Genomic DNA, 14,579 nt, shown 5'->3' on the forward strand with positions numbered 1-14,579 from the left:
ATGCGCATACGCAAGCAAACCGACTTTTGTTCCGGCCTGATGTTCATCATCCTTGGCCTCAGCTTTTCCTTCGTTGCCCGCGGCTATTCGATGGGCACCGCCGCCAGGATGGGGCCGGGCTATTTCCCGTTCTGGCTTGGCATCGTGCTGGCGCTGCTGGGCGCCGTGGTCGCGGCCGGATCGTTGTCGCACAAGAGCGATGAAGATCGCATGGCACGCTGGGACATCAAGACGCTGCTGTGGATCCTGGGCTCGGTGGTGCTGTTCGGGCTGGTGCTCAAGCCACTCGGGATGGTGCTGTCGGTGCTGGCGCTGGTGCTGGTGTCGTCGATGGCCAGCCATGAGTTCACCTGGAAGGGCGCCATCCTCAACGCCGCGGTCCTGTTGCTGATCAGCACCGTGGCCTTTGTCTACGGCATCAACCTGCAGATGCCGGTGTGGCCGGCCGCTTTCGTCAACTAGGGGATATCGGATGGAGTTGCTGAGTCATCTTGCGCTGGGGTTTTCCACCGCGCTGTCGCTGCAGAACCTGGCCTATGCCTTCCTGGGCTGCGTGCTCGGCACGCTGATCGGGGTGCTGCCGGGCCTGGGGCCGCTGGCCACCATCGCCATGCTGCTGCCGATCACCTACACGCTGCCGCCGGTGGCCGCGCTGATCATGCTGGCCGGCATCTATTACGGTGCCCAGTACGGCGGCTCGACCACCGCCATCTTGGTGAACCTGCCCGGTGAATCGTCGGCGGTAGTGACCACGCTGGACGGCTACCAGATGGCGCGGCGCGGGCGCGCCGGGGTGGCGCTGGCCACCGCGGGACTGGGCTCGTTCTTCGCCGGCAGCGTGGCCACGCTGATCCTGGCCGCGTTTGCCACGCCGCTGTCGGAACTGGCGTTCAAGTTCGGCCCCGCCGAGTATTTCTCGCTGATGGTGCTGGGCCTGATCGGCGCGGTGGTGCTGGCCTCGGGTTCGCTGGTCAAGGCAGTGGCGATGATCGTGCTGGGACTGTTGCTGGGGCTGGTTGGCACCGATGTGAACTCGGGCGCCGCGCGCTTCTCGTTCGACGTGCCGGAGCTGACCGACGGCATCAGCATTACCGCGCTGGCAATGGGGCTGTTCGGCTTTGCCGAGATCATCGCCAACCTGGAGCAGAAGGAACATCGCGAGACCTTCACCGACCGCGTCACCAACCTGTTCCCGACGCGGGAAGATTTCAGGCGCATGATCCCGGCGGTGCTGCGCGGCACCGCGCTGGGTTCGTCGCTGGGCATCCTGCCGGGCGGCGGCGCCTCGCTGGCTTCGTTCGCGGCGTACTCGCTGGAGAAGAAGGCGTCGAAATACCCGGAAGAATTCGGCAAGGGCGCGATCGAAGGCGTGGCCGGTCCGGAATCGGCCAACAACGCCGCGGCGCAGACCTCGTTCATCCCGCTGCTGACGCTGGGCATTCCACCCAACGCGGTGATGGCGCTGATGGTGGGGGCGATGACGATCCACAACATCCAGCCCGGCCCGCAGGTCATGAGCAGCAATCCCGCGCTGTTCTGGGGCCTGATCGCGTCGATGTGGATCGGCAACCTGATGCTGGTGGTGCTGAACCTGCCGCTGATCGGCGTGTGGGTGAAGCTGCTGACGGTGCCCTACCGCTTCCTGTACCCGGCCATCCTGGTGTTCTGCAGCATCGGCGTCTACTCGGTCAACAACACGGTGTTCGACGTCTTTGCCGCGGCCAGCTGCGGCCTGATCGGCTATGTCTTCCACAAGCTGCGCTGCGAGCCGGCGCCGCTGCTGCTGGGCTTCGTGCTGGGGCCGATGATGGAAGAGAACTTCCGCCGCACCTTGCTGCTGTCGCGCGGCGATTTCTCGGTCTTTACCACGCGTCCGCTGTCGCTGGGCCTGCTGGTGGCCGCGGCGGCGCTGGTGGCGGTGGTGGCGCTGCCATCGATCAAGGCCAAGCGCGAAGAGGCGTTCCAGGAGGAATAACGGGGGAGCGGGGCAAGGCAGTCTCGAGCATCGAGAACGACGGGCTGTTTCGTTCCTTGCGGACGAAACAGCCCTGGCCTTGCGCATGCAGGGCGTCTGCGCGCCGCGCCTCTTGCTGCAGGCGATCAGATCACGCCCATGGCCGGATCGCTGACCGTATCCTCGCCGGTCTCCATGCGTCCGGCAAAGCGGCGCGCGAACGCCGGGCTGGCCTCGCAAGTCACGACGAAGTCGTACCAGTTGCCGCTGTCGGCCACCGGCCATTCCAGCGTTTCCACCTTGCCCCGCCTGACCCGCTGCGTCCACGGCCCGTCGTCGCGATAGGCCAGCGCCTTGACGGTGAAAATCACGTCGGCATCGCCGTCGTTATGCAGCTTGACCTGGATCGTCGGCTTCCTGCACGGGTTGTAGCAGACCTGGATTTCGGCGGAGCTGGTAGCCGCCTCGCTGACATCGCCGGTGAAGGCGCGGTGATAGCCGTTGGGGCCCAGCACCCACAGGTCGTACTTGCCGCCGTCGGCATTGACGTCCCACACGTCGTCCAGCGCCTTGCCGGCCTCGACCACGTAGCGGCGCGGAATGCGGTCCAGGTGCAGCTTGTCGTAGACATGGAACACCGCGCCCGCCTGGTGCGCGCTGTCGTTGGCGAACAGCAGGCGCACGGTGCGGGCGGCGGCATCGACGCGCGCGCTGGTGTGCAGCTCATACGGCAGCTTGCGCGACGGGCGCGCGCCGGTGGCCTGCGCCGGCAGCGCCGGCGTGACGGGCACCGGAATGGCGGGCTGCGTCTGCTGCCAGGCGGTCAGGCTGGTGGCGTCGGCGCGCGTGGTGCGCCCCGCCAGCACGGGCAGCGTCTCGGTGTTGGGCGTGGCGAAGTTGAAGGCGCTGGTCAGGTCGCCGCAGACCGCGCGGCGGTAGGCGCTGATCTGCGGCTCGATCACGCCGAAGCGCGCTTCCAGGAAGCGCAGCACCGAGGTATGGTCGAACACCTCGGAGTTGACCCAGCCGCCGCGGCTCCACGGCGACACCACCCACAGCGGCACGCGCGGCCCCGGCCCGAAGGGCTTGCCGTCCTGCGGCGGCTGCCTGGGCGTGGCGGGCGGGAAGTTGAAGTACTCGTAGGCCATCTGCGCATCGTCGAGGGTCGACTTGCCGGCCAGCGTGCCGTCCGGGTTGCGCGACGGCGCGCTCGGCGGCGGGCTGTGGTCGAAGAAGCCGTCGTTCTCGTCGAAGTTGATCAGCAGCACGGTCTTGCTCCAGACCTCGGGCGATGCCGTCAGCGCATCGAGGATGGACTGCACGTACCAGCCGCCCTTGGCCGGGCTGGACGGGCCGGGGTGCTCGCTGAACTCCGCCGGCGGGATGATCCACGATACCTCCGGCAGCCGGCTGTTGACCACGTCGTCGCGCAGCGACTGCAGGAAGCCGCCGTCGGGCATGGTGTTGCAGAAGCCCTTGGCCAGCTCGCTGTACTGGTCGTCGATATCCGGGTTGTAGGGCGGATTGACGCCCGCGCCCGCGGTGTTGGACAACCTGCGCCCTTCCGGCATCTTCTCCATCTCGGCGCGCCAGTGCCGGAAGCTCATCATCTGGTTGCAGCCATAGTTGTCCGGCACGTTCTGGTAGACCTTCCAGCTCACGCCCGCGTCCTGCAGGCGGTCGGCGTAGGTCTTCCAGGTCCAGCCTTCGGTGGACGGGCCCACGTCGGCGCCGGCGTTGAACTCATTGATCATCACCGCGACGTTGTCGCCGGTGGGGCCGTTGCTGCCGGTCCAGTAGAACAGGCGGTTGGGGATGGTGCCGGTGTGCATCGCGCAGTGGTACGCGTCGCACAGCGTGAAGGCGTCGGCCAGCGCGCGCTGGAACGGGATCTCAGCGTTGTCGTAGTAGCCCATCGACAGCGCCTTCTTGGCCACCGGCCAGCGGTCCATGCGGCCGTGGTCCCAGGCGGCCTGTGCATCGGGCCAGGTGTGCGGCGTGCCGCCGGCGCGCTGCGCGTTGCCCTGGGTTTCGTCGAGGTGGTAGGGCGTCAGCGTATTGCCGTTGGCATCGGTCTGGTAGAACGCGGTCTTGCCGTTCGGCAGCGGGATGGCAAAGCGGTCGCCGTAGCCGCGCACGCCCTTGAACGTGCCGAAGTAATTGTCGAACGAGCGGTTTTCCAGCATCACCATCACGACGTGCTTGACGTCCTGGATGGTGCCGGTGGCGTTGTTGGCCTCGATCGCGAGGGCGCGGCGGATGCTGGGCGGAAAGCTGGCCAGCATCGCGGCGGCGGCGCCGCTGCCGAGGCTGGTCTTGAGGAACTGTCGCTTGGACGGATTGAAGGTCATGGCGTGGGTGGGGTCGTTCTGTCGCTGGATCGGAATGCGGCCCGCGTCAGGGGCAAATCAGAGGGCAAATCAGGGGCCACATCGGGTCAGGGCGCGCAACGCGTGCTGCAACTGCCAGGCTTGCCGGCCGTGTCCGGCGCGTTGCCGTTGGCGGCGTTGGGCTGGAGGGTGCCGCCTCCCGCGCCGGGAGCGTCATCGCCGCCGCAGGCGGCAAGCATCAATGCCAGGGTCAGGGTGCCGGCCGCCAGCCATGGCCGGGCGGAATGCGACAGCAGGGTGGGTCTCATTGGTGCAGGGCCTTTTCTTCTGGTTGAGGAAGAGAACGATGGCCGCGCCCGCTGCGCCGACAGACGGCTGCACGCATCGGACTTCCGCCGGGGCGGATGACAAGCGCGGATCTGGCCGGTTGCTGCCGGGATGGCCGTGGCTTGTCGCGACAGCGGGCGATTGTTGACCGATCAAATGTCAGATGTTTGACAGGGTGCACTTTCGGCAATTTTGCTTTGTAACCAAAAGTGTCAGCAAGCAGGCGTGGCAATTGCAGGCACTGCCGGGTTGCTGCCGTTCATCCGTTCAACCCGACACAGGAGACCGTTATGCCCGACACGTCCGACGCCAAGGCCAAGCCCACGTCAAACTCCACACCCGCCACCACTGCCCAGGGTGCTCCGGCCGGTTATGGCGATGCCCAGCGCGGTACCGGCGGAGAGCTGCACCAGGTTGCCGGCGGCACGCATGTCCCGCTGACCACCAACCAGGGCGCGCCCATCGCGGACAACCAGAACTCGCTCAAGGCCAATCCGCGCGGCCCGACGCTGCTCGAAGATTTCATCCTCCGTGAAAAAATTACACACTTCGACCATGAGCGCATTCCTGAGCGGATCGTCCATGCGCGCGGCACCGCGGCACACGGCTATTTCGAGCTGACCGATTCGCTGGCGCAATTCACCACCGCCAGCATCCTGACCGAGGTCGGCGTGAAGACTCCGGTGTTTGCGCGCTTTTCCACCGTGGCCGGTGGCGCGGGCTCGATCGACACGCCGCGCGACGTGCGCGGCTTCGCGGTCAAGTTCTATACGAAGGAAGGCAACTGGGACCTGGTCGGCAACAACATCCCGGTGTTCTTCATCCAGGACGCGATCAAGTTCCCCGACGTGGTCCATGCGGTCAAGATGGAGCCCGACCGCGCGTTCCCGCAGGCGGCCACCGCGCACGACACCTTCTGGGATTTCATCTCGCTCACGCCGGAGTCGATGCACATGGTCATGTGGATCATGTCGGACCGCACCATCCCGCGCTCGCTGCGCATGATCGAAGGCTTCGGCGTACACAGCTTCCGCCTGCTCGACGACCGGGGCCGGTCCACCTTCGTCAAGTTCCACTGGCGCCCCAAGCTGGGACTGCAGTCCACGGTGTGGGACGAGGCCGTCAAGATCGCCGGCGCCGATCCGGATTTCCACCGCCGCGACATGTTCAATGCGATCCAGTCCGGCAACTTCCCGGAATGGGAACTGGGGGTGCAGTTGTTCACGGAGGACGATGCGGCCAAGTTCCCGTTCGACCATCTCGATGCGACCAAGATCATCCCGGAAGAGACCGTGCCGCTGAAGATCATCGGCCGCATGGTGCTGGACCGCTGGCCCGACAACTTCTTTGCCGAGACCGAGCAGGTAGCGTTCTGCCCCGCCAACATCGTGCGCGGCATCGATTTTTCCAACGATCCCTTGCTGCTGGGCCGGCTGTTCTCCTACCTCGACACGCAACTGCTGCGCCTGGGCGGCCCCAACTTCAACCAGATTCCGGTGAACGCGCCCAAGTGCCCGTTCGCCAACCACCAGCGCGACGGCCATATGCAGATGCAACGGCCCAAGGGACGCGTCGCCTACGAGCCCAACTCGCTGTCCGACGACTCGCCGCGCGAGACGCCGGACCTGGGCTTCCGCCATGCGCTGGTGCCCGAGCAGGGCGACAAGGGCCGCATCCGTCCCGAGACCTTTGCCGACCACTACAGCCAGGCGCGCCAGTTCTATCGCAGCCAGACCGGCGCCGAACAGGCGCATATCGCCTCGGCGCTGGTGTTCGAGCTGTCGAAGGTCGAGCACGTGCATGTGCGCGAGCGCATGGTGGCCCACCTGCTCAATATCGACCCGGACCTGGGCCGGCGCGTGGCCGACGGCCTGGCGCTGGACCAGGTGCCCGAGCCGCTGCCCACCGCCGCGCCGGTGCAGGACCTGCCGCCGTCGCCGGCGCTGCAGATCATCGGCAAGATGAAGGACACGCTGCAGGGGCGCGAGATCGGCATCCTGGTCGCTGACGGCTCCGACGGCGCCACCGTCGAGGCGATCCGGCAGGCGGCCAGCGCCGCCGGCGCGACGGTGAAGATCGTCGCGCCCAAGGTGGGCGGCGCGCTGCTGGCCGATGGGTCGAAGCTGCCGGCGGACGGGCAGCTGGCGGGCACGCCCTCGGTGATGTTCGATGCCGTGGCCGTGGTGCTGTCGGCCGACGGCGCCGCCATGCTGGTAAAGGAAAGCGCGGCGCTGGATTTTGTCTGCTTTGCCTACGCCCATTTGAAGGCGATCGCAGCCGATGCCGGCGGGGACATGCTGCTTGCCCACGCCAAATTGCAGCCGGACGCTGGCATCGTGCCCGCCGGCGACACCGCGCGCTTTATCGCGGCGGCAAAGACCCGCCAGTGGGATCGTGAGCCGCAGGTGCGGATGCTGGCGTAGGCAAGCCGTGCCGGGCAGGCACATCACAACGGCAAAACCGGGGCGCCGCCTGGCCCCGAGCCAGTGGCACTGCGCAAGCCTGCGGTGCAGAAGCGGCCGGCGCTGTTCGGACCGGCTGACTTGCCCATGCGGCTGCAGGCGGCCTGCTTGTCGATGCCCCCCACTCCAGTAGGGAACAGTTCCCCGCATCCCTACCGTTAGCCCCCGCAACAAGGAGCACGGATGCGAGACCGCCGCCGGGGCCATGCGCCCCGGCGATCCCGCGTACCGTGCCGACCGGCAGGAACGGGCGCGCAGTGGCATGCCGCAGTCGGGCATGCAACAGGGTTGGAACCATAACAACGGAAGCGCATACGTCTTCTTGGACGGTAAGGGGAGTGATCATGAGTGTTTTCAGGAGTCTGTCTATCCGCACGCGGCTGCTGGCCGGGTTCGGCACGCTGGCGGGCGTGGTGCTGGTGGTGTCGGCGTACTCGCTGCATGCGCTTGGCGAGGCGACGGCGGGTTTCAATGACTACCTGAACGGGTTGAATGCCCGGGCGGAAATGGCTGCGCAGGTGCGCAACGCGGTCGACCGGCGTGCCATCGCGGCGCGCAACCTGGTGCTGGTGACGGACGCTGCCGAGCTGGAGCGCGAGAAGGCTGATGCCCTGCGAGCGCACGCAGACGTGCAGGCCCGGCTCGCGCGGCTCAGCGAGATGGTGCGCCAGCCTGGCGTCAGCGATGAGGCGCGCAAGCTGGTGGAGGAGGTCGCCAGGGTCGAGGCGCAGTATGGTCCGGTCGCCACCGGCATTGTCGGGCTGGCGGTCGAGCGCAAGATCGAGGAAGCCATCGGCCGGATCGACAAGCAATGCCGTCCGTTGCTGGCGGCGCTGATCAAGTCGACCGATGCCTACGCCGAGTTCACCAAGACCCGGCAGAAGGAAATGGAGCGCAGGCTGGAGGCGGACTACGAGCGCCAGCGCAACCTGCTGGTGCTGATCTCGCTGGTGTCCGCGGTCATTGCGCTGGCCGGCGGCGTGCTGATCACACGTGCCATCACGCGCCCGATCCAGCGAGCCGTGGAGGTGGCCGGCACCGTTGCCGGCGGCGACCTGGGCGCGCGCATCGAAGTGGACCGCCATGACGAGACCGGCCGGTTGCTGGCGGCATTGCGCGACATGAACGAGCGCCTGACCGCCACCGTCACCCGCGTGCGCGCCAGCAGCGGCAATATCGCCATCAGCACCAGCGAGATCGCAAGCGGCAACGCCGACCTGAGCAGCCGCACCGAGGAGCAGGCGGCCTCGCTGGAGCAGACCGCGGCCAGCATGGAGGAGTTGACCGAGACCGTGCGCCAGAACACCGAGAATGCGCGCCAGGCCAGCGAACTCGCGCGCAGCGCCGCCGATGTGGCGCAACGCGGCAGCCACACGGTGCAGCGCGTGGTCGGCACGATGCAGGACATCAGCGCCAGCTCGGACAAGATCGCCGAGATCACCGGCATCATCGAGGGCATTGCGTTCCAGACCAATATCCTGGCGCTGAACGCCGCGGTGGAAGCGGCGCGCGCCGGCGAGCAGGGACGCGGCTTTGCCGTGGTGGCGAGCGAGGTGCGCGGGCTGGCCCAGCGATCCTCCAGCGCGGCCAAGGAGATCAAGGAGCTGATCGAGGCATCGGGGCGGCAAGTGCAGGATGGTTCGTCGCTGGCGAGCGAGGCCGGCCAGACCATGGCCGAGGTGACCCAGGCGGTGGCGCGCGTGACCGGCATCGTCGAGGAGATCGCGACGGCGTCGGCCGAGCAGACCCGCGGCATCGAGCAGGTCAACCAGGCCATCGTGCAGATCGACCAGGTCACGCAGCAGAACGCGTCGCTGGTGAGCGAGGCGGCCAATGCCTCGCGCGCGCTGGAAGAGCAGGGCCGCGAACTGAGCGAGGTGGTGGCGTTCTTCCGCCTGCCGGGTGAGGGTGGTGGACGTATCGGGGCGCCCGGTTTGGCGCCGCGTGCGGTGGGTGCGATGGCGACGGCGTAGCGCCGCCGTACTCCCTCTCCGGGAATCGGGAGAGGGGAGCAAACCGGCAGGTGCATGGGCGCCGCGGGGCGGGTAGACTTGCCTGTCCCGCTACACTTCTTTCCCGCCATCGCCATGCCGAACCTGCCGATCTCCTTCGAAGACGTCGTCGCCGCCCACGACCGCATCCGCGCCGCCGCCCACCGCACCCCGGTGCTGACCTCCGCCACCGCCGACGCGGCCACCGGGGCGCAGCTGTTCTTCAAGTGCGAGAACTTCCAGCGCATCGGCGCCTTCAAGTTCCGCGGCGCCTACAACGCCATTGCCCAGTTCACGCCGCAGCAGAAGGCCGGCGGGGTGCTGGCGTTCTCCTCCGGCAACCATGCACAGGCGATCGCGCTGTCGGCGCGCCTGCTGGGCGTGCAGGCGGTGATCGTGATGCCGCAGGACGCCCCCGCGATCAAGATCGAAGCCACGCGCGGCTATGGCGCCGAGGTGGTGCTGTACGACCGCTACCGCGACGACCGCGAGGCCCTGGGCCGGCGCATCGCCGCAGAGCGCGGCATGACCCTGATCCCGCCCTACGACCACCCACACGTGATGGCCGGGCAAGGCACGGCGGCCAAGGAACTGTTCGAGGAAACCGGCCCGCTGGACATGCTGGTGGTGTGCCTGGGCGGCGGCGGGTTGCTGTCCGGCTGCGCGGTCGCGGCACAGGCGATGTCGCCGGGCTGCGCGGTGTACGGCGTCGAGCCCGAGGCCGGCAACGACGGCCAGCGCAGCCTGCGCAGCGGCGAGATCGTCCGCATCGACACCCCGCGCACCATTGCCGACGGGGCGCAGACGCCTTACCTGGGCAGCCACACCTTTGCCGTGATCCGCGAACTGGTCACGGACATCGCTACCGTGTCGGACGCCGAACTGGTCGAGACCATGAAGTTCTTCGCCGGCCGCATGAAGATCGTCGCCGAGCCCACCGGCTGCCTGGCCGCGGCCGCGGTGCTGCATGGCAAGCTCGATGTGAAGGGCAAGCGCGTGGGCATCATCGTGTCAGGCGGGAATGTGGATCTTGGGGCGTTTGCGGGGTTTATCGGCTAAGGCGGCCGGCGCTCAGCGTTTTGCCGCCATGCTCGCGTCCACGGTTTGCTTCACGAAGGCCCTGACCGCGGGCGACATCTCGCGCTGGCGATAGGCCAGTGCGAGATGGACTGCCAGGCGGAAATCCGTAACCGGTTTGTAAAAGACGCCAGGCTGCGAGAAGTTCTGCATTGACTCTGGCACGATCGCGACCCCGTATCCCGCGGAGGCGAGGCTGGCGGCCGAAATGAAGTCCTGCACGCGATACTCGAGGCGTGGTGTAAAGCCTCCCGCCTTTCCCAGTGCGGTCAATGCGAAGCCGAACCCTTCCTCGTCGGCAAACTGCGGAATGATGAACGGCTGATCGGCAAGCTCCCGGGCCGCAACCGGTCCGCGCCTGGCCAGCGGGTGGTGGCTTGCCATCGCAGTCAGCAAGTGCTCGGTTTGCACGATCTTCGTCACGATTCCTGTCGGGCATAGTCTGCGTGGCCTGACAATCCCCACATCGATCCGGCCATCGTTCAGCGCTTCGAGCTGGCGTGGCGTTTCCATGGGTACGACTTCGACGCGGACCAGTTCATGGTGCTTGCGGAAGTCCGCCAACATCCTTGACAGCAGACCGGTGCTGACGCCGGAGGCGACGTAGCCAATGCGGATAACCCCGGCAAGCCCTCTGGCAGCCAGCCGGCCGACCTGGTCGGCGCGCGCTATGTGGCGCAATGCCGCTTCCGCTTCCGAGTAGAACAGCCGCCCGGCATCGGTCAGCGTGACCGGCTTGCGCTTGTTGCGGTTCAGCAGCGTGACGCCCAGGTCTTGCTCCAGCCGTTGGATCTGGGTGCTCAGGCCTGACTGCGCAACCCCCAGGCGATCCGCCGCCTTCGCAAAGTGAAGTTCCTCTGCCACCGCAAGGAAGCACTGCAGCTGACGGACATCGAGCATCGTTTAATCACAAAAACAGAACAAAGATTACTCCATGCTAGCTGGAACGTATCAAAGATTCCAGATGAAATGACGCCATCGACTAGCGAGAGGCATTACTGGAGACCGCAAATGAATGAGCTTTGGCACCCGCAATTGGGCGAGTCCGAATCGAGGTGGCAACAAAAGGCGCACGCCTTGGCGACGCAAGCGTTTGCGCCGCTGGCCGAGGAAATCGACCGCGACCAACGCTATCCGGTCGAGCATCTGCCCAGGCTGCTTGAGGCGAAGATCTCCGGCATGTTCGTGCCGAAGGCATACGGCGGCGAAGGTGCGTCACTGGCGGCTGTGGCCGCCGTGGTCGAAGCCGTGGCACAGGGTTGCGCATCGACGTCGGCAATTCTGGCGGCGCTGGCGCTGGGCGCGTTTCCGATTCTGCTGGCCGGCAGCGAAGCCCAGAAGCAGGCGCTGCTCGGCGGGCTGGCCCGGCGCGGTGAGGCGGTGAACTTTGCCCTGAGCGAACGCGAAGCGGGTTCGGACCCGTCGGCCATCCAGGCGACGGCGGTGCGCGAGGGCGACGGCTGGCGTATTCGTGGCGAGAAGTGCTGGCTGGGCAACGGTGGCCACTCGAAGCACTTCATTGTCTTTGCCCGCACCGGCGAGGTGGCCGCGCGCAAGGCGATTTCGGCATTCGTGGTGCCGCGGGATACCGAGGGTCTTGTCGTCGATTTCTATGAAGACAAGATGGGCATCCGTGGCACGACGACTACCAACCTGAAGCTCGATGCCTGGGTGCCCGCAGACAGCATTGTGGGCGCCGAAGGCGATGGCCTCAAGCTGGCTCTGGCAACGCTCACCGTCGGGCGGGTGGTGGTGGCGGCCCAGGCCAACGGCATCGCCCTGTGTGCGTACGACGCGGCGCGACGCTACGCGGTAACGCGCAAGACCTTTGGCCACACCCTGATCGACCATCAGGGCGTCGGCTTCAAGCTGGCCGATGCGGCCATGCGCCTGTCGGCGGCGCGAATGCTCACGTATGAAGCGGCTCGACGTTATGACGAGGGCAAGGACATCGGAACGCTCGGCGCCATGGCCAAGCTCTATGCCAGCGAGGCGTCCCACGATGTCGTGGACGACGCGGTGCAGATCCTTGGTGGCCGGGGCTATGTGAAACCGAATGTCGTGGAGCGATGCTATCGCGACCAGCGCATTGTCGAGATCTACGAAGGTACGTCCGAAATCCAGCGCATCGTCCTTGCACGGGCGGTCAAGAAGGGTGCGCTCGCCGATATCGAGGCCGCGCAATGACGCATACGAAGCCAACGGATGCCAACATGCCGAACCCGGAACCATGCCAGCCGCAGGCAGGCTGGCGCGCCGTCGCCGGCCTCTACCACGCATTTTTCACCGGTATCGTCCTGTCGACCGTAACCCGCAAGGGAACGCCGGCGGCGGCGGAACTGGTCTACGAGATCTTCTGCCGCCAGCGCCGCGAGCGTTTCCTGGCCGGACTGAGCAAGCTGGGCATCGACGGACTGCCGCCAGCTGTGGCGGCGGCCCAGTATCACTACCTCTCCAACCATATCGGCGGCGTCGCCGTGCAGTACATGCATGAGAGCGACCGGAAGGCGTGGATCCGCTACAACGCCCCGCGCTGGATCTGGTCCGGCACAGCGCTTTGCGGCATTCCTTCCGAAGTCTCGCGCGCGATGCTGGCAGGCTGGCATGCCCAGAATGGCGTGACCCTTGGCAAGCCGCGCCTGGGCTTTGTCTGCACCAAGCAGGCAGCAGACGGGCAATCCGGTCTGGAAGGCTACTACTACGAGTACGACCATGATCTCGAGCCCCATGAGCGGCTGCGCTTTGCGCGCAATGAAGAGGCGCCGGACTTCGATGCTGCCGCGGCACCGACCCTGCCTACCGACACCTGGCCGCAAGCACGGCTCGACAAGGCCAAGCGCAACTACGCGATGGAATACGTGCGCACCGCGCTTCCCGTCGCCGCAAACCTCTGGGGTCCGCATGAAGCGGAGCGGCTGCTGCGCCTGACCGCGAGGATGATCGGCATGCAGTTCTATCACGAGACCGCTGCGCAGCTCGGCACGCCGGTCGACAAATCCGCTGCCAGCTTCGCCAGGTTCATGGAGACGCTGGCTCGGGCCCAGGATGATGCGTGCGAGATCGGTGGCTTCGGCAGCCAGGTCTACCAACGCGGCTGGACGCTGATGGATTCGGTGCCCGATGCACATCCCTGTGTGGCCGACGCATGGTGCGGCCTGTTCGAAGGGGCCCTGGCAGCGCATAACCATCGGCTGACCCTGAAAACCAGCTGGCACAAGGGCAAGCAAGGCTATGCCTTTGAGTGGGCGATCGAAGGAGATTGAGATGGCCGATGCAAGCAATGCTGAAGTCCGCCAAGGGGCGCTCTCCGGGCTGCGCGTCGTCGATGCATCGCGCGTGCTGGCGGGCCCGTTCTGCGGGCAGATCCTCGGCGACCACGGCGCTGACGTGATCAAGATCGAGGCGCCCGAGGGCGATGAGTGCCGGGGCTTCGGCCCGCCTTTCGTGGATGGGGCATCGGCCTACTTCCGCGCCGTCAACCGCAACAAGCGCGGCATGATCCTCGACATGAATCGCGAGACCGACAGGGAGACCTTCTGGCAACTGCTGGAGACCGCGGACGTCCTGATCGAGAACTTCAAGGCGAGCACGCTGAGGGCATGGGGCATCGACAATCCGTCCCGCATGACCGAGCGTTTCCCGCGGCTCATCCACTGCCGCATCACGGGCTTTGGCGATGACGGCCCACTGGGGCAACTGCCTGGCTACGATGCGGCAGTGCAAGCCATGGCCGGCCTGATTAGCATCAACGGCGAGCCGGGAGGCAGTCCCATTCGCCTTGGCGTGCCGGTTGTGGATCTGACCACGGGCATGAATGCCGCAATGGCGGTGCTGCTGGCTTTGAATGCGCGCCACCAGACCGGTCGCGGTCAGCTTGCCGACGTGAGCCTGTACGACTCCGCGGTATCGGTCGCCCATCCGTTCCTGGCCAATTTCCTGGCCTCCGGGGTGACGCCGAAGCCGACCGGGAACAGTCATCCGAATATCGTTCCGTACGACGTTTTTCAGACCGCGACTTGCCCATTGTTTGTGGCGGTCGCCAATGACCGCCTGTTCGGGAAGCTGTGTCAGGCATTGGACGCCGGGCACCTGGCGGATGACGAGCGCTTTGCCACCAATCGCCAGAGGGTGATCCATCGCGAAGCGTTGACGACCGAGTTGTGCCGGGCCTTTGCCGTGGTGGATGGCGAATCCTTTGGCAAGGCGCTGCTGGCCCGGAACGTTCCTGCCGCGCCCATCCTGAGCATTGCAGACGTTGCCGGGGCGCCCCATACCCTGCACCGGCAGATGGTGGTCAGGCAAGGCGACTACGTTGGTCCCGGTGTTCCCATCAAGCTGAGCGGGACGCCGGCGTCGGTTCGGAGCGGTCCGCCCGCCTTGGGTAGCTTGAAATGCGTAGCGGGCGCAGCGACCGCCGTGTGGAAGAAGTGAGTCGTCA

At 66.5% G+C, this 14,579-nt stretch carries 11 protein-coding genes; 8 read left to right on the top strand and 3 right to left on the bottom strand.

Annotated features, from left to right (window positions below; all coding sequences use genetic code 11):
• Together AC3FMM_RS01380 and AC3FMM_RS01385 are read left to right on the top strand one after the other, a co-directional pair.
• The gene (locus AC3FMM_RS01380) at positions 1 to 462 is read left to right on the top strand and encodes a tripartite tricarboxylate transporter TctB family protein (RefSeq protein ID WP_326347862.1); all 462 of its coding nucleotides are present in this window, start codon (positions 1 to 3) and stop codon (positions 460 to 462) included.
• A gap of 10 nt (positions 463 to 472) precedes the next feature.
• Positions 473 to 1,975 (top strand): tripartite tricarboxylate transporter permease, encoded by a 1,503-nt coding sequence (locus AC3FMM_RS01385; protein WP_112774725.1) that lies wholly within the window; start codon positions 473 to 475, stop codon positions 1,973 to 1,975.
• A gap of 125 nt (positions 1,976 to 2,100) precedes the next feature.
• Here AC3FMM_RS01385 and AC3FMM_RS01390 read toward each other — a convergent pair whose 3' ends face one another.
• Both AC3FMM_RS01390 and AC3FMM_RS01395 read right to left on the bottom strand, forming a co-directional pair.
• Positions 2,101 to 4,305, bottom strand: a complete 2,205-nt coding sequence (locus AC3FMM_RS01390) for a phosphocholine-specific phospholipase C (RefSeq protein WP_488686011.1) — start codon at positions 4,303 to 4,305, stop codon at positions 2,101 to 2,103.
• An 86-nt stretch (positions 4,306 to 4,391) separates the two neighbouring features.
• Positions 4,392 to 4,592, bottom strand: coding sequence for a hypothetical protein (locus AC3FMM_RS01395; RefSeq protein WP_198036062.1), 201 nt, complete (start codon positions 4,590 to 4,592; stop codon positions 4,392 to 4,394).
• A gap of 309 nt (positions 4,593 to 4,901) precedes the next feature.
• Here AC3FMM_RS01395 and AC3FMM_RS01400 point away from each other — a divergent pair, with 309 nt between their 5' ends.
• The 3 genes from AC3FMM_RS01400 (at position 4,902) to AC3FMM_RS01410 (ending at position 10,123) form a co-directional block, all read left to right on the top strand.
• Positions 4,902 to 7,034 carry a catalase gene (locus tag AC3FMM_RS01400; protein WP_488686012.1) on the top strand — a complete coding sequence of 711 codons (2,133 nt, stop codon included), beginning with the start codon at positions 4,902 to 4,904 and terminating at the stop codon, positions 7,032 to 7,034.
• Positions 7,035 to 7,417: 383 nt separating this feature from the next.
• Entirely contained in the window at positions 7,418 to 9,046 is a 1,629-nt protein-coding gene (locus AC3FMM_RS01405; RefSeq protein WP_488686013.1) for a methyl-accepting chemotaxis protein, read from the top strand.
• Between the two features lie 114 nt (positions 9,047 to 9,160).
• On the top strand, positions 9,161 to 10,123 hold the full coding sequence (locus tag AC3FMM_RS01410; protein WP_326347914.1) for a threo-3-hydroxy-L-aspartate ammonia-lyase: 963 nt from the start codon (positions 9,161 to 9,163) through the stop codon (positions 10,121 to 10,123).
• A 12-nt stretch (positions 10,124 to 10,135) separates the two neighbouring features.
• Here AC3FMM_RS01410 and AC3FMM_RS01415 read toward each other — a convergent pair whose 3' ends face one another.
• Positions 10,136 to 11,041 carry a LysR family transcriptional regulator gene (locus AC3FMM_RS01415; protein ID WP_326347867.1) on the bottom strand — a complete coding sequence of 302 codons (906 nt, stop codon included), beginning with the start codon at positions 11,039 to 11,041 and terminating at the stop codon, positions 10,136 to 10,138.
• Between the two features lie 111 nt (positions 11,042 to 11,152).
• Between AC3FMM_RS01415 and AC3FMM_RS01420 the strand changes: the two genes are divergently transcribed.
• The 3 genes from AC3FMM_RS01420 to AC3FMM_RS01430 are packed head-to-tail and all read left to right on the top strand — an operon-like array spanning position 11,153 to position 14,572.
• Complete coding sequence (locus tag AC3FMM_RS01420) at positions 11,153 to 12,328, top strand: acyl-CoA dehydrogenase family protein (protein ID WP_116313469.1); 1,176 nt, start codon at positions 11,153 to 11,155, stop codon at positions 12,326 to 12,328.
• A 26-nt stretch (positions 12,329 to 12,354) separates the two neighbouring features.
• On the top strand, positions 12,355 to 13,404 hold the full coding sequence (locus tag AC3FMM_RS01425; protein WP_116314696.1) for a hypothetical protein: 1,050 nt from the start codon (positions 12,355 to 12,357) through the stop codon (positions 13,402 to 13,404).
• Position 13,405: 1 nt separating this feature from the next.
• Positions 13,406 to 14,572, top strand: coding sequence for a CaiB/BaiF CoA transferase family protein (locus tag AC3FMM_RS01430; protein ID WP_326347868.1), 1,167 nt, complete (start codon positions 13,406 to 13,408; stop codon positions 14,570 to 14,572).
• Positions 14,573 to 14,579 lie beyond the last annotated feature (7 nt).

The sequence above is a fragment of the Cupriavidus sp. 207A1 genome (assembly GCF_057798955.1).